The sequence below is a fragment of the Methyloversatilis discipulorum genome, from assembly GCF_018780585.1.
Classification (GTDB): Bacteria; Pseudomonadota; Gammaproteobacteria; order Burkholderiales; family Rhodocyclaceae; genus Methyloversatilis; species Methyloversatilis discipulorum_B.
This window is the reverse complement of the sequence record NZ_JADMJL010000027.1, coordinates 129,026-149,213: the sequence shown is the minus strand read 5'-3', so window position 1 is coordinate 149,213 and position 20,188 is coordinate 129,026. Positions and strand designations below refer to the sequence as shown.

General features: G+C 65.2%; 22 protein-coding genes. 11 read left to right on the top strand and 11 right to left on the bottom strand.

From position 1 onward, the window contains the following. Positions 1–39 precede the first annotated feature (39 nt). On the bottom strand, positions 40–1,425 hold the full coding sequence (gene hemN, locus IV112_RS13690) for an oxygen-independent coproporphyrinogen III oxidase (RefSeq protein WP_304004140.1): 1,386 nt from the start codon (positions 1,423–1,425) through the stop codon (positions 40–42). A gap of 70 nt (positions 1,426–1,495) precedes the next feature. Between hemN and fnr the strand changes: the two genes are divergently transcribed. Beyond that, positions 1,496–2,230 carry a fumarate/nitrate reduction transcriptional regulator Fnr gene (gene fnr, locus IV112_RS13685; protein WP_304004139.1) on the top strand — a complete coding sequence of 245 codons (735 nt, stop codon included), beginning with the start codon at positions 1,496–1,498 and terminating at the stop codon, positions 2,228–2,230. 140 nt (positions 2,231–2,370) lie between these two features. On the opposite strand, the gene miaA is transcribed toward fnr, so the two are convergent. Together miaA and mutL are read right to left on the bottom strand one after the other, a co-directional pair. After that, a complete protein-coding gene (miaA, locus tag IV112_RS13680; RefSeq protein WP_304004138.1) occupies positions 2,371–3,300 on the bottom strand; it encodes a tRNA (adenosine(37)-N6)-dimethylallyltransferase MiaA in 930 nt (309 codons plus the stop codon). After that, on the bottom strand, positions 3,297–5,048 hold the full coding sequence (gene mutL / locus IV112_RS13675) for a DNA mismatch repair endonuclease MutL (protein WP_304004137.1): 1,752 nt from the start codon (positions 5,046–5,048) through the stop codon (positions 3,297–3,299). Before mutL ends, miaA begins: the two co-directional genes overlap by 4 nt. 89 nt (positions 5,049–5,137) lie before the next feature. Here mutL and IV112_RS13670 point away from each other — a divergent pair, with 89 nt between their 5' ends. After that, positions 5,138–5,794: a DedA family protein gene (locus IV112_RS13670; protein ID WP_304004135.1), complete on the top strand. Its 657-nt coding sequence runs from the start codon at positions 5,138–5,140 to the stop codon at positions 5,792–5,794. On the opposite strand, the gene IV112_RS13665 is transcribed toward IV112_RS13670, so the two are convergent. Then, complete coding sequence (locus IV112_RS13665) at positions 5,715–6,242, bottom strand: hypothetical protein (protein ID WP_304004133.1); 528 nt, start codon at positions 6,240–6,242, stop codon at positions 5,715–5,717. The two genes, IV112_RS13670 and IV112_RS13665, sit on opposite strands and share 80 nt — an antisense overlap. 211 nt (positions 6,243–6,453) lie before the next feature. On the opposite strand from IV112_RS13665, the gene IV112_RS13660 reads away from it, so the two are divergent. The 8 genes from IV112_RS13660 (at position 6,454) to IV112_RS13625 (ending at position 14,011) form a co-directional block, all read left to right on the top strand. Then, entirely contained in the window at positions 6,454–7,071 is a 618-nt protein-coding gene (locus tag IV112_RS13660) for a hypothetical protein (protein WP_304004131.1), read from the top strand. A 67-nt stretch (positions 7,072–7,138) separates the two neighbouring features. Next, positions 7,139–7,780, top strand: coding sequence for a phosphoribosylglycinamide formyltransferase (purN, locus tag IV112_RS13655; RefSeq protein ID WP_304004129.1), 642 nt, complete (start codon positions 7,139–7,141; stop codon positions 7,778–7,780). Continuing rightward, on the top strand, positions 7,773–8,951 hold the full coding sequence (locus IV112_RS13650; RefSeq protein ID WP_304004128.1) for a DUF3108 domain-containing protein: 1,179 nt from the start codon (positions 7,773–7,775) through the stop codon (positions 8,949–8,951). Before purN ends, IV112_RS13650 begins: the two co-directional genes overlap by 8 nt. Then, positions 8,948–10,240, top strand: coding sequence for an RsmB/NOP family class I SAM-dependent RNA methyltransferase (locus tag IV112_RS13645; RefSeq protein WP_304004127.1), 1,293 nt, complete (start codon positions 8,948–8,950; stop codon positions 10,238–10,240). Before IV112_RS13650 ends, IV112_RS13645 begins: the two co-directional genes overlap by 4 nt. Continuing rightward, positions 10,230–10,820 (top strand): phospholipase D family protein, encoded by a 591-nt coding sequence (locus IV112_RS13640; protein ID WP_020163668.1) that lies wholly within the window; start codon positions 10,230–10,232, stop codon positions 10,818–10,820. Before IV112_RS13645 ends, IV112_RS13640 begins: the two co-directional genes overlap by 11 nt. After that, on the top strand, positions 10,817–12,118 hold the full coding sequence (locus IV112_RS13635; protein ID WP_304004125.1) for a mechanosensitive ion channel family protein: 1,302 nt from the start codon (positions 10,817–10,819) through the stop codon (positions 12,116–12,118). The genes IV112_RS13640 and IV112_RS13635 overlap by 4 nt, the downstream gene beginning before the upstream one ends. A gap of 75 nt (positions 12,119–12,193) precedes the next feature. After that, complete coding sequence (locus tag IV112_RS13630) at positions 12,194–13,369, top strand: DesA family fatty acid desaturase (RefSeq protein ID WP_304004123.1); 1,176 nt, start codon at positions 12,194–12,196, stop codon at positions 13,367–13,369. Between the two features lie 189 nt (positions 13,370–13,558). Further along, positions 13,559–14,011, top strand: coding sequence for a universal stress protein (locus IV112_RS13625; protein WP_019919357.1), 453 nt, complete (start codon positions 13,559–13,561; stop codon positions 14,009–14,011). A 58-nt stretch (positions 14,012–14,069) separates the two neighbouring features. Here IV112_RS13625 and IV112_RS13620 read toward each other — a convergent pair whose 3' ends face one another. The 7 genes from IV112_RS13620 to ccoN form a co-directional block, all read right to left on the bottom strand. After that, positions 14,070–14,375 carry a hypothetical protein gene (locus tag IV112_RS13620; RefSeq protein ID WP_304004121.1) on the bottom strand — a complete coding sequence of 102 codons (306 nt, stop codon included), beginning with the start codon at positions 14,373–14,375 and terminating at the stop codon, positions 14,070–14,072. After that, positions 14,368–14,865 carry a FixH family protein gene (locus IV112_RS13615; RefSeq protein ID WP_304004119.1) on the bottom strand — a complete coding sequence of 166 codons (498 nt, stop codon included), beginning with the start codon at positions 14,863–14,865 and terminating at the stop codon, positions 14,368–14,370. Before IV112_RS13615 ends, IV112_RS13620 begins: the two co-directional genes overlap by 8 nt. A 5-nt stretch (positions 14,866–14,870) precedes the next feature. After that, positions 14,871–16,280, bottom strand: coding sequence for a cytochrome c oxidase accessory protein CcoG (gene ccoG / locus IV112_RS13610; RefSeq protein ID WP_368500504.1), 1,410 nt, complete (start codon positions 16,278–16,280; stop codon positions 14,871–14,873). A 63-nt stretch (positions 16,281–16,343) separates the two neighbouring features. Next, complete coding sequence (gene ccoP / locus IV112_RS13605; protein ID WP_304004115.1) at positions 16,344–17,255, bottom strand: cytochrome-c oxidase, cbb3-type subunit III; 912 nt, start codon at positions 17,253–17,255, stop codon at positions 16,344–16,346. Next, positions 17,252–17,428, bottom strand: a complete 177-nt coding sequence (locus tag IV112_RS13600) for a cbb3-type cytochrome oxidase subunit 3 (protein WP_020163661.1) — start codon at positions 17,426–17,428, stop codon at positions 17,252–17,254. The genes ccoP and IV112_RS13600 overlap by 4 nt, the downstream gene beginning before the upstream one ends. An 11-nt stretch (positions 17,429–17,439) precedes the next feature. Then, positions 17,440–18,054, bottom strand: coding sequence for a cytochrome-c oxidase, cbb3-type subunit II (gene ccoO, locus IV112_RS13595; RefSeq protein WP_304004112.1), 615 nt, complete (start codon positions 18,052–18,054; stop codon positions 17,440–17,442). 18 nt (positions 18,055–18,072) lie between these two features. Further along, entirely contained in the window at positions 18,073–19,500 is a 1,428-nt protein-coding gene (gene ccoN, locus IV112_RS13590) for a cytochrome-c oxidase, cbb3-type subunit I (protein WP_296810066.1), read from the bottom strand. 56 nt (positions 19,501–19,556) lie between these two features. Here ccoN and IV112_RS13585 point away from each other — a divergent pair, with 56 nt between their 5' ends. Further along, positions 19,557–20,141 (top strand): H-NS histone family protein, encoded by a 585-nt coding sequence (locus IV112_RS13585; protein ID WP_304004110.1) that lies wholly within the window; start codon positions 19,557–19,559, stop codon positions 20,139–20,141. Positions 20,142–20,188: the final 47 nt, after the last annotated feature.

Genomic DNA, 20,188 nt, shown 5'->3' with positions numbered 1-20,188 from the left:
TCCGGTGGAAAACGGGCGCCGGTCGGTCGGACCGCCGGCTCACACCACCTTAGAGTAGCGCACCGTTTCGCTGTCGAGACGCAGATAGCGGTCGAACACCATGCAGACCGCGCGCACCAGCAGGCGCCCACGCGGCGTGATGGCGATCCAGTCCGGCTCGATGGTCAGCAGACCGGCCGCTTCGAGCTCCGCCAGCTCGTCCAGCTCCGCCGAAAAGTACTTCTTGAAATCGATCGCGTACGCGCTTTCTATCGCTTCGATCGACAGCTCGAAGTGGCACATCAGCGCACCGATCACGGCGCTGCGCACGCTGTCGTCGGCGGTCATGTTCAGACCGCGCATGACCGGCAGTTCGCCGTCGTCGATGGCCTGGGTCCAGCTCTCTATCGTCCGGTGGTTCTGCGCGAAGCTCGCACCGACGCGGGAGATGGCGGACACGCCCAGACCAAGCAGGTCGCAGCCGGCGTGCGTCGAATAGCCCTGGAAGTTGCGCTGCAGGCGGCCGTGCCGCTGCGCCTGCGCCAGTTCGTCGTCCGGGCGGGCGAAATGGTCCATGCCCACATGCACATAGCCCGCCTCGTGCAGCCGGTCGATCGCCAGGCGCAGCAATTGCGGCCGCACTTCCGGGCCGGGCAGCATGGCTTCGTCGATCCGCCGCTGCGGCATGAACTGCTTGGGCAGGTGGGCGTAGTGGTAGATCGCCACGCGGTCCGGCGCCAGCCGGATCAGCGTCGCCAGCGTCGCGTCGAAGCTGTCCAAGGTCTGGCCCGGCAGGCCGTAGATCAGGTCCACGCCGGTTGATACGAAGCCGTTCTCGCGCGCCGCCTTCAGCACTATTTCGGTTTCTTCGACGCTCTGGATGCGGTTGACCGCGCGCTGCACGACCGGATCGAAATCCTGCACGCCGACGCTGATGCGGTTGAAACCGAGCGAACCCAGGTGTGCAATGCGGGCCGCAGTGACGCCGCGCGGATCGAGCTCGATCGAGCACTGGGCGCTGTCGGACACGCGGAAGTGCGTGCGCAGGCCCTCGATCAGTCGCGTCATCTGCGCGTCGTTCAGGAAGGTGGGCGTACCGCCGCCGAGATGCAACTGGGCGATCTCGCGGCTACCCTTGACCAGCGACGCCTTCATCGCCATTTCGCGCAGCAGCGTGTCGAGATAGGCATCGGCACGCGCGTGATCCTTGGTGATGATCTTGTTGCAGGCGCAGTAGTAGCAAATCGTGTCGCAGAACGGGATATGGACGTAGATCGACAGCGGACCGGCGCTCGCCGTGCGCGCCGCGAGGCGTGCGGCATGCGCCCGCGCGTCGTGCGAGAAATTGAAGCGATCGGCGGTGGGGTATGAGGTGTAGCGCGGCCCCGGTACGTCGAAACGACGCATCAGCTGCGGGTCGAACACCAGTTCCTTTGCGACATTCATGATTTATTGGCACACTTTGAGGTATGTTCATCATGCAAGCGCGGCCATCACCGCGCATTGATCGCAATCAATGAACAGCGTATCGATACCGATCACCACGCAGGGACTTCAGGTCGCCTGCTCTGCCTGCAACCTCCGCGAACTGTGCATGCCGGTCGGCCTGTCCGACGACGAGCTGGAACGCGTCGACACGCTGATCGGTGCCCGCCGCAAGATTCCGCGCGGCATGCCGCTCTACCTGTCAGGTGAATCCTTCCAGTCGCTGTACGCCATCCGCACCGGTTTCTTCAAGACCGAAGTGATCTCGGAAGATGGCCGCGAACAGGTGACCGGCTTCCAGATGGCCGGCGAACTGATGGGGCTGGACGGCATCGGTACCGGCCAGCACAACTGCGACGCGCGCGCGCTGGAGGACAGCGAGGTGTGCGTCATCCCGTTCAACCGCCTGTCGGAGCTGTCGCGCGAGATCGACACGCTGCAGCATCACTTCCACAAGGTGATGAGCCGCGAAATCGTGCGTGATCAGGCGGTGATGATGCTGCTCGGCACCATGCGTGCCGAAGAGCGCCTGGCTGCCTTCCTGGTGAACCTGTCGCAGCGCTTCGCGTCGCGTGGTTATTCGGCGACCGAGTTCAACCTGCGCATGACGCGCGAGGAGATCGGCTCCTACCTGGGCCTCAAGCTCGAAACCGTCAGCCGCGGCCTGTCCCGGCTGCAGGATGAAGGTCTGCTGTCGGTCAGCAACAAGAACATCCGCATCCACAAGCTGGACGACCTGAAGCGGGCGATGAGTCCGCGCTGCTGAGCTTCAGGATGCAAGATGAAAGTCAGGGGCGCCGCAAGGCGCCCTTTTCGTTTCGGACGGTTGCAGGTGCGAGGTCCGGACTGCGACGTTCGTCCGGGCTTCCCTGCATCGTGCATGTTGCCTCTCGGTGCTTGAAACCTTCACCTACATGATTGGGTGAAGGCTTCAAGCACCGCATCCGCCGCATCGTCGCGCAGGCAGTCGATGCGCTGGTCGATCTGCATCGAGCGCAGCCAGGTGATCTGCCGCTTCGCCAGCTGGCGCGTCGCGTAGATGCCGGTGTCGCGCATGGTCGATGCATCGACTTCGCCTTCCAGGTAGTTCCACACCTGCCGGTAGCCGACGCAGCGCATCGACGGCATGCCGGCCTCCAGCCGGTACTTCGTGCGCAGGCTGCGCAGTTCGTCGACCAGGCCCTTTTCCAGCATCTGGTCGAAGCGCTGTTCGATGCGCCGGTGCAGCCAGGCGCGATCCGATGGTTCGAGCGACAGCACGGTCATCGGCGGCAGCGGCGCGTCGTCCTCACGCTTCGCATAGCTCTCGGCCAGCGGCCGGCCGGTCAGCATGACGATTTCGAGTGCGCGCTGGATGCGCTGCGCGTCGGTCGGCTTGAGACGAGCGGCGGCATCGGGATCGAGCCGGGCAAGTTCGGCGTGCAGTGCCGGCCAGCCCTGCTCCGCCGCGCGCGCATCGATGTTGGCGCGCAGTGATGCGTCGGCTTCCGGCAGATCGGACAGTCCCTCGCGCAAGGCCTTGATGTAGAGCATGGTGCCGCCGGCCAGCAGCGGGATGCGGCCGCGCGCGCGAATGTCGGCGATCAGGCGGCGGGCGTCAGCGGCGAAGCGCGCCGCCGAGTAGGCCTCTTCCGGCGACACGATGTCGATCAGATGGTGTGGGCACAGCGCCTGTTCCTCGGCGGAGGGCTTGGCGGTGCCGATATCCATGTCGCGGAACACCAGCGCCGAATCGACGCTGATCAGTTCGATCGGCAGCACGCGCGCGATGCGGGCGACTGCCGCCGTCTTGCCGCTGGCGGTCGGGCCGAGCAGCACCAGTACCGGCGCACTCATCGGCCGCGCATGAACAGGCGGTCCAGTTCCGCCATGCTGAGCTGGACCCAGGTCGGCCGCCCGTGGTTGCACTGGTCGGCGCGTTCGCAGGCTTCCATGTCGCGCAGCAGCGCGTTCATTTCCGGCAGCGAAAGCAGCCGGTTGGCACGTACCGCGCCGTGGCAGGCCATGGTGGCCAGCAGTTCGTTGCGCCGGCGCTCCACCACCTGGCTGGCCGGCGCCTCGCGCAGTTCCTCCAGCAGCGCACGCAGCAGCGCACCGGTGTCGGCACGCGCCAGCAGCGCCGGCACCGCGCGCACCATCAGTTCGTTCGGGCCGGCCTGACCGATGTCGAAACCCAGCCGCTCCAGCACGTCGGCGTACTCGAAGGCGGTCGCCACCTCGCGCGTACTCATCGACAGCACGGCCGGAATCAGCAGCCGCTGCACCGCCGGCGCGCCTTCGAGCACCTTCTTCAGCTGTTCGTACAGGATGCGCTCGTGCGCGGCATGCATGTCCACCAGCACCAGGCCGGCGCTGTTCTGCGCCAGCACGTATACGCCCTGCAACTGGGCGAGCGCAAAGCCGAGCGGCGGCGCGTCGTTCTGCTGCGCCGGCAGGTCGGGGCGCAGCACCGGCGCAGCCGACGCGGCGACCGGCGCGTCCTGGCGGACGAAGTCGAAGTAGCGCGCCAGCGGCTGTTCGACATTCATGCCCTGCTGCAGGGAGGGCCATTGCGGGCGCTCCGGCAACGGCTCGAACGGCGACGACGGCGCGACGGCTGCGGCCACCTGTGTCGACGGCGCCAGCGCGCGTTCGACCGCGTGGAAGACGAACTGATGAACGCCACGCGAATCGCGGAAGCGCACTTCGGTCTTCGCCGGATGCACGTTCACGTCGACTGCGCGCGGATCGAGTTCGATGAACACCACGTAGGCCGGGTGCCGCGCGCCGTGCAGCACGTCGGCATAGGCCTCGCGCAACGCGTGCGCGAGCAGGCGGTCGCGCACGAAGCGGCCATTGACGAAGCAATACTGTGCGTCGCGCCCGGAGCGCGAGAAAGCCGGCTGGGCCGCGTAGCCGCTGACGCGGATCTGGCCGGCGTCGGCCTCGACCGGGCGCGCGTGCTGCATGAATTCATCGCCGAGCAGCGCACGTACGCGGGTCGCCATGTCGCCCGCCGGCAGGCGCTGCATCAGTCGGCCGTTGTGCATCAGCTGGAAGGCGACCTGCGGCACAGACAGCGCGATGCGGCCGAACACGTCGTCGCAATGGCCGTACTCGGTCTGTTCGGTGCGCAGGAATTTCCGCCGCGCCGGCGTGTTGTAGTAGAGGTCGGCAACATCGACCACGGTGCCGGCGTCGAGCGCGGCCGGCTCCGGCGAACCGCCGTTGTCGATACGCCAGGCGTGCGCGCTGCCCGCTTCGCGGCTGGTGATGGTCACGCGCGCAACGCTGGCGATCGACGCCAGCGCTTCGCCGCGAAAGCCCATCGTGGCCACCGCTTCCAGATCGTCGAGCGAGGCGATCTTCGACGTCGCGTGGCGGGCGAGCGCAAGGGGCAGGTCTTCCGGCGGCATGCCGCAGCCGTCGTCAGCGACCCGCAGCCGCTTGACGCCACCGGCTTCGAGCTGCACGCGTATATCGCGACTGCCGGCGTCCAGGCTGTTTTCCAGCAGTTCCTTCAGCACCGACGCCGGTCGTTCGACCACCTCGCCGGCGGCAATCTGGCTGATCAGCAGGTCGGGCAACAGGTGAATCGAGGGCATGGCAGCGCGCAAAAGGTATTCGGTGCGCGATTTTACGGGCCGCAACATGCATCCGCTATCATCGCCGCTCGATTTCAGCCGGCCTTGCCATGGAACTGCTCACCACCTTCGTCGACCTGATGCTGCATCTGGACACCCACCTCGCGGCATTGGTGGCGCAGTACGGCGCCTGGGTCTACGCCATCCTGTTCGCCATCGTGTTCTGCGAAACCGGTCTGGTGGTGACGCCCTTCCTGCCCGGCGACTCGCTGCTGTTCGTCGCCGGCGCACTCGCCGCGGCAGGCGGCATGCACATCGGACTGCTCATCGTGCTGCTGGTGATTGCCGCGGTGCTGGGCGACGCGGTGAACTACGGGGTCGGCGCGTGGTTCGGCCCCAAGGTGTTCCGCTGGGAAAGTTCGCGCTTCTTCAACCGCTCGGCCTTCGACCGCACGCACGCCTTCTACGAGACGCACGGCGGCAAGACGGTGATCATCGCGCGCTTCATGCCACTGATCCGCACCTTCGCGCCCTTCGTGGCCGGCGTGGCGCGGATGCGCTACGCCCGCTTCGCGATGTTCAACGTGACCGGTGCATTGCTGTGGGTGGTGTCGCTGACGCTGGCCGGTTACTGGTTCGGCAACCTGCCCTGGGTGAAGCAGAACCTGACGCTGGTCATCCTGGCCATCATCGCGATATCACTTGCGCCAGTGGCAGTGGCCTGGGTGAAGTCGAAAGTGTCCGGCGCGTCGAATCCGGCAGCCTGATCCGCGGCCAGCAGGCCTCGAGCGCGATGCAGTAGCGCTCAGCGCCGGCCACGATGACGACGACGCCGGCACGCTGCACGTCGGCCAGCAGATGTTCGGCGCGTACGCTGGCCATGCGCTGGTCGGTACGGCCGAAAACCGTGTCGGCGCCTTGGCCGAGGTGCAGATAGAGCAGCGCCGAATGTTCGCGCGCCTGCTGCAGCGACGGGCGCCACTGTTCCGAGGTGATCGGCTCGTCGTTGGCCGCTTCCAGTTCGACCCGCATCAGAGGCTGGTCGCGCAGCCGCGCCAGCGCCATCGCCAGCGCATCGCATTGCACGTCCTGACCGCCGCAGATCAGAACACCGCCGTGACCGGCGCGCGCCAGCGTGCGCAGCAGCCGGCCGAAACGGCGGCTGCCTGCCTTCACACCGGGTGCGCGCACCCTTTCCAGCGGTTCCATCTTCATGGCGGTTTCGGCTCTTTCGGGGCCCTGCGCGGGCGGCTTTCCGCAACTGCGGCGATCCGCCACGAATGGCCCGGGTTGTCGTACGCTGTCGGTCATGAACGCTATGACAGCCTGCAAGCCGATTGTGCGCGCCCTGTGTTGCGCCGCGATAGCCAACTTGGTCACGGGCTGTTCGGGCGCGGGTCAGAAACCCGCGCCAGTGGCCGATTCCATGCATCCTAAACAGATTGTTAAAAGTGACATCGACCGGGTGCTGGAAGCGCATCACAGGGAAATATTCGCCAGCCTGGAGCGTCTGGCCGACAAGTTGTACAAGCGCAATCCGCGCGAGTGGCGACGCGCCGGACTGGACAGCCGCGAAGCGGCGATGGCCCGGCTGTTCGCCGCGCAGCACGACTGGCGACTGCCGGAGTTCGACAACCGTCGCGGCATCGACGTGATGCGACTGGCCTTCGCGCCGGATTTCGCCGGCGACCGGGTCGCCGCGCTCATCATCGGCATGGGTGGCATGATCCAGACCGCCTGGGCCGACCGCAGCGAACTGTTCATCATGGACGAGCTCGATCCGCAGGCGCTGTCGAACTGCGCGCGCAATATCGAAATCACCGCCTGGAAGCTGGCGCAGTCGCGCGACGAACTTGGCGCCCCACTCCTCCTGTCGAACGAGATCGGCGTCGACGGCATGCGCAATCTCAGTTTCGAGCGGGAGATGGGCAAGATGATCGGCTGGCTGGACATGAGCGCGCAGATCGTCGCCGACAAGAATCGCCGCGTCGTCACCCGCATCCTGCAGTCGCTGGCGACCGCCGTCTTCCTGCCGGTCAGGTAGTGCAGACAGCGGCTGGGCGATAATCCGGCCTTCACACCCCGACCTTCGCCTTCGTCACCGAAACCGAATGAAATCCGTCGTCATCCTGATCTCCGGGCGCGGCAGCAATATGCGCTCCATCGTCGAAGCGGGCCTGGCCGCCAACGTGCGTGCGGTCATCAGCAATCGCCCGGACGCTGGTGGCCTTGCCTACGCACGTGAGCACGGCATCGCCACCGCGGTGGTCGACCATACGCAACACCCGGATCGCACCGCCTTCGACCGCGCACTGGCGCAGGAAATCGACCGCCACGCGCCCGACCTCGTGGTGCTGGCCGGCTTCATGCGCATCCTGACGCCCGGCTTCGTCGAGCACTACGCCGGCCGCATGATCAATATCCACCCCTCGCTGCTGCCGGCCTTCACCGGCCTGCATACGCACCGCCGCGCGATCGAAGCGGGTTGCCGCATCGCCGGCGTGACCGTGCATTTCGTGACCGGCGAACTGGACGGTGGCCCGATCATCGCCCAGACCGCCGTGCCGGTGCTCGCGGGCGACGACGAGGCGACGCTGGCCGCACGCGTGCTGGCGCAGGAACATCTGCTCTATCCACGGGTGGTGCGCTGGTTCCTCGAGGACAGGCTGACACTGCAGCACGGTCGCGCCGTGCTGCGCGACGAAGCGACGCCGGCCGCCGGCGCGCTGACTGCTCCGGGTGCGGATGACTGAGCCGCTGACCCGCTCGCGCCTGGCCCTCGCGCTGCTCGTTTCGCTGCTGCTGCACCTGTTGCTGGCAAGCGGGCTGAGCAGCTTCGATCACCGCGCCGGACCGGACGAATCGCTGCTGATCCGCGCCGCCCTGGTGCCGGCACCGCTGCCGCCGCCACCGCCGGTGCCGGCGCCCTCACCCGAGCCCGCGCCGCCGCCTCCGCCGAAGCCCGCGCCCAAGCCGCCCCGAGAGCCACGCGCGCCGGTGCCGGCGCCGCCCGAGACGCCGTCCGTCGGGCAGGCCGACGTCCCACCGCAGGTCGGCAACACCGAAGACGCGGAGTCCGACGGACCGCGAACGCCGGATGAACCCGAGCGCGATGAGAACGACGAGCCCGGGCGCGATACGGCCGTGGACGACACGCAGGAGGTGTCACCGCAACAGGCTCTGGTCGGCGAAGCCAGGCTGGAATTCGAGGTCTATCGCGGCGACAGCCTGCGCATCGGCGAAACCCGCTATCACTGGGTACATGACGGCACGCGCTACCGGATGGACACAGTGACCGAAACCACCGGACTGGCCGGCCTGCTCAAACCGCTGCGCATCGAACAGTACAGCGAGGGCGACGTCGGCAGCGACGGTCTGCAGCCGCGGCGCTTCGTACAGGATTCGGAACAGGCCAAACCGCCGGACGAACAGGTCGATTTCGACTGGACGGCCAGTCAGGTTATGCTGCGCAGCGGTTCGAAGACGACGACGCACGCGCTGACGCCGGGTTCGCAGGATATGGCGAGCCTGTGGCTGGAAATCATCTGGCGCGCGCAGCGGGGCGGCGAGTTCGACTTCAACGTCGCGACCGGCCGCCGCTATACGCCGCGCTGGTTCGTGCCGGACGACGCGCCGACCGGACTCGATACCGCGCTGGGGCGCCTGCTGGTCAAGCGCCTGCAGGTCAGGGCCCAGCCCGGCGACAACCAGATCGAGGTGTGGCTGGCGCCCGACCTGCGCTGGCTGCCGGTGCGCATCCGTTTCACCGACCGCAAGGGCGACGTGTACGACCAGCGCGTGCGCCGCATCGAGTACGAAAACCGCAGCATCGTCGCCGCGCCGGCCACCGCCGCACCGGGCACGACGCCACCGGCGTCCGACCAACGCCAGACCGATTCAGACATTCCCATATTCCTGCGATGAAACCGAACGAGAAACTGATAGACGCCACCGCCGACGTACTGACCCGGCTGCTGCGCTTCGAACACCCGGCCGACGGCGTGCTGTCCGCCTACTTCCGCGAGCAGCGCGCACTGCAGTCGCGCGATCGCGCCTTCATCGCCGAACACGCCTATCTGGTGCTGCGCCGGCTGCGCTGGCTTCGTGCGATCGCGGGCGAGCACGCCGGCGCGCGCAAGCTGCTGATCGCCGCGATGGCGCGCATCGAAGGTCTCGGCCTGAAGCAGCTCGCGCCGCTGGTGTCGCGCAACGAGGCGCAATGGCTGGAAACGCTGGCGCCGAGCAAGGCCGAGGAGCTGTCGCTGGGCGAGCGCACCGACCTGCCGGACTGGGTGATCGAGCGGCTGTCGGCGCAGATGGACGAAGCGGCGCTACTGTCGCTGGCGCGCGCGCTGAACCAGCAGGCACCGCTGGATCTGCGCATCAACCTGATGAAATCCGACCGCGAGGCGGTCATGGCGACGCTGGCCAACAACGGCATCGTCGCCGAGCCCGGCCGCTGGTCGCCGTGGGCGCTGCGCCTGAACGAGCGCCCGTCGCTGTCGAAGAACCCGCTGTACGAGAAGGGCATCATCGAGGTGCAGGACGAGGGCAGCCAGCTGCTGGCCCTGCTGCTGGCACCCAAGCGCGGCGAGATGGTGGTCGATTTCTGCGCCGGCGCCGGCGGCAAGACGCTGGCCATCGGCGCCATGATGCGGTCGACCGGCCGCCTGTACGCCTTCGACGTGTCGGAGAAACGGCTGCTCAAGATGCGTCCGCGCGTGGCGCGCTCCGGGCTGTCCAACGTACACCCGGTACTCATAGACAGCGAATCCGACATCAAGGTGAAGCGGCTGGCCGGCAAGATCGATCGCGTGCTGGTCGACGCCCCCTGTTCCGGCCTCGGCACGCTGCGCCGCAACCCGGATCTGAAGTGGCGCCAGACGCCGCAGGCGGTCACCGAACTGATCGCCAAGCAGCGCGCCATCCTTGCCGGTGCGTCGCGCCTGGTGAAGCCGGGTGGCCGACTGGTCTACGCGACCTGCAGCCTGCTCGACGAGGAGAACCGCGGCGTGGTCGATGACTTCCTGTCGTCCCACCCCGATTTCGTCCGCGTGCCGGTGAACGAGCTGCTCGCCGCCGCCCGCATCGAACTCGACACCGGAATCGATCTCGAACTGCGGCCCGACGCGCACGGCACCGATGGCTTCTACGCGGCGGTGCTGGAGCGCCGCGGCGCCGAAGACAAGAAGGAGGACAAGAGTGAGGAGTGATCTGCGCGGCGCGCTGTTCGCCGCAACGATGCTGGCGGCGATGCCGCTCAGCGCCGGTCGCACGCTGCCGGCCGAAGGCAAGGTCGAGGTTGCGTTCGCCCCTTGGGACGACGTCGAACGGCTGGTGATGGACCAGATAGACGGCGCCCGCCAGGCGGTCTATGTGCAGGCCTACACGCTGACCAGCCGCAACATCGTCAAGACCCTGATCGCCGCCGCCGAGCGCGGGGTCAAGGTCGAGGTGGTGGCCGACCGCGACAAGGTACTGAAGGACGAGCGCAGCGCGCTGCCACGTGCCGCCGGCAACGGCGTGAAGGTATGGCTGGACGGCGACCACGCGGCCGCCCACAGCAAGGTGATGATCATCGACCCGGACGGCAAGGAACCGGTGGTGGTCACCGGCTCGTACAACTTCAGCTACTCGGCGAAGAGCGAGAACGCCGAGAACGTGATGGTGCTGAGCGGCCATCGCGCGCTGGCACAGACCTATCTGGAGAACTGGAAACGCCACCGCGCGAAATCGATGAGCTTCGCCGACGCGGTGGTGCAGACCCAGGCGAAGGACGCGGCAGCTCAATGACGGAAATTTCGTTCGACGCGCTGATGCACATGCTGTCGCTGAACAGCACGCGCATCGAGCTTGCCGTGGTGGCGGTCTGTCTGGCGCTGGCCGGCCTGATCACTCGCCTGCTCATCCGGCGCCAGCGCCGGCAGGCGGGTGTTGAGACGCTCGGCGCCACCGCCCGCCTCGGGCTTGAAGGTCTGCAGCGCCTGCTGTTCCCGCTCGTGGGCATCGCCCTGCTGTCGATTGCCCGCCTCGTGATCGAACTGCTGCAGCAACCGCCGGTGCTGATGCACCTGGTCATCGCCTTGCTGGTGGCCATGGGCGTCATCCGCCTGATCGTCTATGCACTGCGTCAGGTGTTCTCTCCGGCCGGCTGGCTCAGCACCTTCGAATTGCTGATCAGCCTCACGATCTGGTCGGCCTGGGTGCTGCACGCGCTCGACATCCTGCCCGAGGTGATCGAATGGCTGGACGGTCAGCAAGTCGCGCTTGGCACGCAGAAGCTGTCGCTGTGGGCGCTGCTGCAGGGCGGCGCCTGGGTGCTGGTGACACTGATTGCCGCCGTCTGGCTGTCCGGTTCGGTCGAACGCAAGCTGATGCGCGCTCCGTTGGACAGCAATCTGCGCATCGTGCTGGCGCGGCTGTCGAAGGTTGCGCTGATGTTCCTGGCGCTGATGATCACGCTGCCGCTGGTCGGCATCGACCTGACCGCGCTGTCGGTGTTCGGTGGTGCGCTCGGCGTCGGTCTCGGTTTCGGCCTGCAGAAGATCATGGCCAATTACGTGTCGGGCTTCATCATCCTGCTCGACCGCTCGATCCGCATCGGCGATCTCATTTCGGTCGGCAGCGACCGAGGACAGGTGCAGCAGATCACCACCCGCTACACGGTACTGCGCAGCCCGTCGGGCGTTCAGTCCATCGTGCCGAACGAAACACTGGTCAGTTCGGTCGTACAGAATGAAGGCTTGTCGGATCGCGAGGTACGCGTGGCGATATCGGTCCAGGTCAGTTACGCCGACGACGTCGAGCGGGCAATGGTCATCCTGGAAGAATGCGCCCGCGCGCACGAGCGCGTGCTGTCCGAACCGGTGCCACGTGCCTTCCTGCATTCCTTCGGCGATTCCGGCATCAATCTGGAACTGGGCGTATGGATCACCGACCCCGAGAACGGTACGCTGGGCATCCGCTCGGCCGTACAGCTCGAAATCCTGCGCCGTTTCCGTGCCGAAGGGATTGAAATACCCTTCCCCCAGCGCGAAATAAGAATACTGGGGGACACCGGCAATGTTGCATTGTGTGACGCCAAGGCTTGACGCTGCGCAAATTGACCGCTAGCCACTCTCGCGTAGAATCCGCATCTTCAAATCGTGTATCAAGGGAAATCCTTAATGTTGAATGGTCTTATCGACCTGCCCTGGTGGGGCTATATCGTCGTTGCGCTGGTGTTCACCCACATCACCATCGCGTCGGTGACGATTTTTCTGCACCGCCACCAGGCACACCGTGCGCTTGAGCTGCATGCCATTCCGAGCCACTTCTTCCGCTTCTGGCTGTGGCTGACGACCGGCATGGTCACCAAGGAATGGGCAGCCATCCACCGCAAGCACCACGCCAAGTGCGAAACGCCGGAGGATCCACACAGCCCGCAGGTTCTCGGCATCAAGAAGGTGCTGTTCGAAGGCGCCGAGCTGTACCGCGCCGAAGCGAAGAACAAGGAAACCATGAGCCGCTATGGCCATGGCACGCCGGATGACTGGCTTGAGCGCAATCTGTACACCGGTCGCTCGGCGCTGGGCATCAAGCTGATGCTCGTCATCAACGTGCTGCTGTTCGGCCCGCTCGGTCTGACGATCTGGGCCGTGCAGATGGCATGGATTCCGATCTGGGCGGCCGGCGTCGTCAATGGTCTGGGCCACTACATCGGCTACCGCAACTACGACTGCAACGACGCGGCGACCAATCTGGTGCCCTGGGGCATCATCATCGGCGGCGAGGAACTGCACAACAACCACCACTCGTTCGCGACCTCGGCCAAGCTGTCGTCGAAGTGGTACGAGTTCGACATCGGCTGGATGTACATCCGCATCCTCGAGATCCTCGGTCTGGCCAAGGCTAAGAAGACCATTCCGCAGCCGCGTTTCGAAGCACGCAACGTGGTCGATACGCAGACGCTGGAAGCAGTCATCACTCACCGCTACGACGTGATGACGCGCTACATGAAGTCGCTGCGCTCGATCTACGCCGAGGAAGTCGAGAAGCTGCGCGCGTCGAACGCCGCGCTGGCGGACAGCGAGCGCTATCAACGATTCAAGCGCTGGCTGAACCGCAGCGAGAACGCGCAGCCGACCAGTGACGACGCCGAAATGGCTTCGATGCTGTCGCACAGCAGCCGTCTGGAAACGGTGCACACGATGCGTCAGGAGCTGACCGCGCTGTGGGCCCGCTCCACTGCGTCGAGCGAACAGCTGCTGAAGCAGTTGCAGGACTGGTGCGCGCGTGCCGAAGCCAGCGGCATCAAGCAACTGCAGGACTTCTCGATGCGTCTCAAGTCTTACGCGATCTGATACGCATTCGCTGCACCCTGGAAGCCGGAAGTGCGTCGCACTTCCGGCTTTTTACTTGGATCAAACCAAATCGCCGGCATACCCTCAAAATAATGTGCGGTTAGCCGATAGAATTTGCAGGAGCCATGCAGTGGAGCACGGCCGGACACCGTGGCGGTGCCGGCCAATAACAACGAGAAGGAGTCAAGGATGTTTCGCCACGTACTCGTACCGATCGATGGTTCGGATCTTTCCAAGGCCGCAGTCAAGCATGCCGTCTGCTTCGCCAAGGACGTGAAGGGTCGCGTCACTTTCCTGTACGTGATGAAGGACTATCACGTATCGGCGCTGCACAGCGAGCAGGACGAGGAGAACATCGACCCGATTGCACCGAACGACTTCACCGACGCAATGCGTACCCACGCCGACCGCATTCTGCAGTCGGCACGCGCTGAAGCGGAAGCCGATGGTGTCCAGGTCGACAGCATTGCGGTGACCCATGACGAGCCGCACAAGGCCATCATCGAGGTGGCGCTGAAGCGCAACGCCGACGTGATCTTCATGGCGTCGCACAGCCGCCGCGGTCTGGCCAACCTGCTGCTGGGCAGCGTGACGCAGAAGGTGCTGTCGAATTCGAAGATTCCGGTGCTGGTCTATCGCTGAGCGACGCGACCGCGACCGGCGGAAAAGGACGGGGATGCCGGCGACGGCATCCCCGTTTTCATTTGCGGCCGACGCAGCGGTCGGCGCAGGCGGGCATCTTCTCGGCCATCCACGATGAAATGAGGCTGGACGCACCAGCCACGCACCAGAAGCCGAAGAAGCCGATGGTGTAGGTCGCCAGCGGCGAGAAATGCACCGGCTCTCCGAGCAGATACAGCTCCCGCGGGTTGATCAGGCTGAAGAAGACGGTCTCCGCGACCGCGGCAACCAGGAAGGATGGCCAGGACACCAGCGCGAACAGGCGGCCGAAACGTCCGGGCACGCGCCGCGTCTCGACCTCCTCGATATCGATTTCCCTAGCCACCGCTCGCCTCCACCGACAGGGACTGCTGCACGCGCCAGCTGCGCGCCTCGTCCTCGATCACCAGCTTCCAGTGCGTCGGCTGCAGGGCACGCACGACACCGCCGAAATGCCCGTCCCGCCCATCGAACAGCAGTTCGCGGTCGAGTTCGCTGCGCGTCGGGTGCGCCAGCAGCACGCGCAGACGCGCCGGCATCGCCGTCGCATCGGTCATGCGCAGAACCAGCTCGAAGCGGGTGTCATCGGCGCCGGCCGGCGTCGCCGACACGGTCAGTTCGACCCCGAGTTCGGTCGCCTTGCGCTCGCGTTCTATCGTGCGATTTATCGTCAGACCCTGCTTGTAGTAATCGTCGGCGACCAGTGCGGTATTGCCGGTCGCGGCCAGCCAGGTGGTGATCACGCCGGCAATGATGACGGTGACCGGCCCGGCCGCAAGTATCCACGGCCAGCGGTGGCGGTACCACGGCAACTGCATCGATGCGTCGTTGTTCATGCGGCTTACCTCGGCTGCAGGAAGGACGTCTTCTCGTGCACGCGGACATCCGGTGCATCGACGGCCTGCAGATTGAAATAGATTTCGTGGGAACCCGGCTGCAGGGCTTCGGCGTCGACCTGTACCCGTGCGGCGATGTCACGCGAGCCGGCCGCTTCGACCTCGATTTCGCGCAGATCGGCGATGGCCGCACCCGGCAGGCCTTCGACGGCAAGCACGTAGCGCCGCGCCACTTCAGAGGTGTTCATGATGCGCAGCCGATAGACGTTCTCGATCTTGCCGCCCTCGACCTCGCGCGCCAGCGTGGCGCGGTCGCGCAGCACGTTCATCTTGACCGGAGTGCGGGTGAACAGTGCCCAGGCAAAACCGGACACGATGATGGCCAGCAGGCTGGTGTACAGGATGACGCGCGGTCGCAGGATGTGCGCCATCACCTCTCGCCAGCCCTCGTGAGCCGGCTTCTTCGCAAGCAAGGTGCGTTCGGTGGTGTAGGCGATCAGTCCGCGCGGGCGACCGACCTTGTCCATCACCTGATCACAGGCGTCGATACAGAGCGCACAGCCGATGCACTCGTACTGCAGGCCGTTACGGATATCGATGCCGGTCGGACAGACCTGCACGCACCAGTCGCAATCGACGCAGTCGCCGACCGACTGCCCCTCGCGCGCCTTCTTCTTGTTGCCGCGCGGCTCGCCGCGATTGGCGTCGTAGCTGACGATCAGGGTGTCGGGATCGAACATGACGCCCTGGAAGCGGGCATACGGGCACATGTACTTGCATACCTGCTCGCGCATGTGACCGGCGAACACATAGGTGAAGGCGGCGTAGAAGAACATCCAGAACGCCTCCCACGGACCGAGCGACCAGGAGGCGATCTCCGAGGCCAGTTCGCGGATGGGCGTGAAGTACCCGACGAAGGTGAAGCCGGTCCACAAGGCCAGCGCACCCCAGGCACCGAATTTCGCGGCACGCAGACCGAGCTTGCGCGCGCTCATCGGCGCTGCGTCGAGCTTCATGCGGGCCGAGCGGTCGCCCTCGATGTGCCGCTCTATCCACATGAAGATTTCTGTATAGACCGACTGCGGACAGGCGTAGCCGCACCACACCCGCCCGGCCACCGCGGTGACCAGAAACAGTCCAAGCGCACTGATGATCAGCAGCAGCGCGAGGAAGAGCACGTCCTGCGGCCACAGGACGAGCCCGAAGATGTAGAACTTGCGCTCCACCAGGTGGAAGAGCACGGCCTGTCTGTCGTTCCAGGGCAGCCAGGCCAGGCCGTAGAACACCAGCTGCGTGATCCACACCATGGCCCAGCGCACAGTGTTGAAGCGCCCCTTGATGCTGCGCGGCTGGATCTTCTTGCGCGCCGCGTACAGATCTCCCTCGTCCGACGACAGGTCGGTGATCGGAATCACCCGTGCCGCCCGCTTTGCTTCGTTACCGGACGTACTGTCGCCGGGAGAGGGATTGGACGCCATTTACTTCGCTCCACCCGCGTTGTTCGACAGGCCCCAGACGTAGGCAGCGACGAGATGGATTTTCTTGTCGCCAAGCAGTTCACCGTGTGCCGGCATGTGACCGTTGCGACCCTTGGCCACAGACTGCAGCACGATCGCTTCGGTACTGCCGTACAGCCAGATGCCGTCGGTCAGGTTGGGCGCGCCCACCATCTGGTTGCCCTTGCCGTCCGCGCCGTGGCAGGCCGCGCAGTTCGCTCCGAACACCGCCTTGCCGCGCTGCACGCGCACGCCATCGGCCGCCAGACCGGACAGCGAACGCACGTAATGCACCACGTCGCGTTGCTGCTCGCCGTCGAGGATGGCGCCGAAGGCTGGCATCGCACCGTTGCGGCCATTGACCAGCGTGGTCTTGATCGCCTCGGGCTCGCCGCCGTACAGCCAGTCGGCGTCGGTCAGGTTGGGGAAGCCGCGCGAACCGCGTGCGTCGGTGCCGTGGCACTGGGCGCAGTTGTTCAGGTAGAGACGTTCGCCCATGGCGCGTGCTTCGGGATCGGCCGCCACTTCCTTCACGTCGAGACCGGCGTAGCGCTCGAACAGCGGCGCCACCTTGGCTTCGGCTTCCTTCACTTCCTTGTCGTAGGCGCCGGTGGACGACCACGCAAGCTTGCCGCCGAAGTTGCCCAGGCCCGGGTAAGCTGCCAGATAGACGATGGCGAACACGATGGTGATCCAGAACAGCCACACCCACCAGCGCGGCAGCGGGTTGTTCCACTCGGCCAGCGTTTCGTCCCACTGATGACCGTGCAGTTCGACCTGTCCCTTCGGACGGGCGCCACGGTTGGACAGGATGATGAAGGCACAAAACGCGATACTGGCGACGACGAGCACCACCACGTACATGTTCCAGAAGTCGTTGATGAAGTCGCTCACTTTTGTTCTCCGGTTTCGGTGTGCGCGCGATCGTCGTCGGCGAAGGGCAGCATCGCTGCCTCGTTGTGGGCGCGCTGCGCGCCCGGACGCCAAGCCATGATCACGATGGCGACGAAGCAGGCGAAGCCCGCGACGGTGACTGCCGAGCGCAGTGCGTTGATGTCGAGTTCCATGAAGGGCTCCCTCAGTTCACACGCTTGATCGCGGTGCCCAGACCTTGCAGGTAGGCGATCAGGGCATCCATCTCGGTCTTGCCCTTCAGCTCCGCCGCCGCACCCTTCATCTGTTCCTCGGTGTAGGGCGTGCCGACCACGGTCAGCGCTCGCATGCGCTGTTCGATGGTGCTGGCATCGACCGGCCGGTCGAGCCAGGGGAAGCCCGGCATGTTCGACTCCGGCACGACGTCGCGCGGATTGATCAGGTGAACGCGGTGCCACTCGTCGGAGTAGCGGCCACCGACGCGCGCCAGATCCGGACCGGTGCGCTTGGAGCCCCACTGGAACGGACGGTCATAGACGAACTCACCGGCGACCGAGTAGTGGCCGTAGCGCTCGGTTTCGGCGCGGAACGGACGAATCATCTGCGAGTGGCAGTTGTAGCAGCCTTCGCGCACATAGATATCGCGACCGGCCAGTCGCAGTGGGCTGTACGGCTCGACGCCTTTGACCGGTTCGGTGGTCGAGTGCTGGAAGAACAGCGGAACGATTTCGACCAGACCGCCGATGGCGATGGTGATCACCGTCAGGATCGCCAGCAGGCCGACGTTGCGTTCGATTGCTTCGTGTTTGGATGCAGCCATGATGTCTTTCTCCAGTGATCAGGCGTGCGCGGCAGCAGGCGCCACCACCGGTGCGTTGTACGGCTTCTGGCCGGCGATGGTCTTCCACACGTTCCAGGCCATGACGAACATGCCGGACAGGAAGAGCGCGCCACCGAGGAAGCGGATGAACCAGAACGGATAGCTGGCCTTGACGCTCTCGACGAAGGTGTAGGTGAGCGTGCCGTCGTCGTTGATCGCGCGCCACATCAGGCCCTGCATCACACCGGCGATCCACATCGAGGCGATGTAGAGCACGACGCCGAGGGTGGACATCCAGAAGTGGATGCTGATGGCCGGCACCGAATACATCTTTTCCTGGCCGAACAGGCGTGGGATCAGGTAGTAGATCGAACCGATCGAGATCATCGCCACCCAGCCCAGCGCGCCCGAATGCACGTGGCCCACGGTCCAGTCGGTGTAGTGCGACAGCGCATTGACCGTCTTGATCGACATCATCGGACCTTCGAAGGTCGACATGCCGTAGAAGGACAGCGAGGTGATCAGGAACTTCAGGATCGGATCGGTGCGCAGTTTGTGCCAGGCGCCCGACAGGGTCATGATGCCGTTGATCATGCCGCCCCAGCTCGGTGCCAGCAGGATGAGGGAGAACACCATGCCCAGCGACTGCGTCCAGTCCGGCAGCGCGGTGTAGTGCAGGTGGTGCGGACCCGCCCACATGTAGGTGAAGATCAGCGCCCAGAAGTGCACCACCGACAGGCGGTAGGAATACACCGGACGTTCGGCCTGCTTCGGCACGAAGTAATACATCATCCCGAGGAAGCCGGCGGTCAGGAAGAAGCCGACCGCGTTGTGGCCGTACCACCACTGCACCATGGCGTCCTGCACGCCAGCGTAGGCCGAGTAGGACTTCCAGAAGCCGGCCGGGATGGCTGCACTATTGACCAGGTGCAGCACAGCGACGGTCAGGATGAAGGCGCCGTAGAACCAGTTCGCAACATAGATGTGCGAGGTGCGGCGCTTGGCGATGGTGCCGAAGAACACGACGGCGTAGGCCACCCAGACCAGGGTGATCAGCACGTCGATCGGCCACTCGAGTTCGGCGTACTCCTTGCCCGAGGTGTAGCCCAGTGGCAGCGTGACCGCGGCCAGCACGATCACCAGTTGCCAGCCCCAGAACACGAATTCGGCCAGCCACGGCGCGAACAGCCGTGTGTGGCAGGTGCGCTGGACGACGAAGAACGAAGTCGCCATCAGCGCACAGCCGCCGAAGGCGAAGATGACTGCGTTGGTGTGTAGCGGCCGCAGTCGGCCGAAGTGGAACCACTCGCCGACGTTCAGTTGCGGCCAGACCAGCTGGGCGGCAATGACGACGCCGACCAGCATGCCCACGATGCCCCACACCACCGTCATCAGTGCGAACTGCCGCACCACCCGGTAGTCGTAGGTGCCGTGAACGGACCCCATTGCTTCTGTTTTCATTTTTGCCTGCTCCCACATTGAAATTGCACCGCCACGCCCGCATGGGCGCACGCACGCATGATCCGGCCCGAAGGTTATGTGCTCGCCCGCTTTCGGGTCTTGACCCACGTCAAGCGGCCTATCGTTTCACCGTCTTTCACCGTCACAGCGTGTGCACCGATGCCGGCCGCATTTTCCCGCGAGAAATGATATTGCACCCTGATCGAATCACGAGCGGAAATTCGATCAAATCAATTTACGGAATGAATTTCCGCGCTTATCATTCGATTTCCTCAACCCATGGAGACAACGCAATGTCCGGTCAGAGCTACGACGAATTGATGGCAAAAATCGCGGAACTGCAGCAGCAGGCTGAAGCAGTGCGCCGGGCGGAGCTCGAAGCAGTCATTTCGGACGTGCGTGCCAAAATCAAGAAATACAATCTGTCGGCTTCCGATGTCGGCCTTGCCGGCGGCGCGGCACGTCGCTCGGGTCGTCCGGCTGCAGCAGCCAAGGTGAAGATCGCACCCGGCAAATATCGCAATCCGGCCACCGGCGAAATCAAGGAAGTCGGTGCTGCCGGCCGCAAGCCGGGTTGGCTTGCAGCGATGAGTGCCGACGAACTTGCTGCCGCCCGCGTGTCCTGACTTCGATTCGGTCGCGCACAAAAAAGGCACCGCAAGGTGCCTTTTTC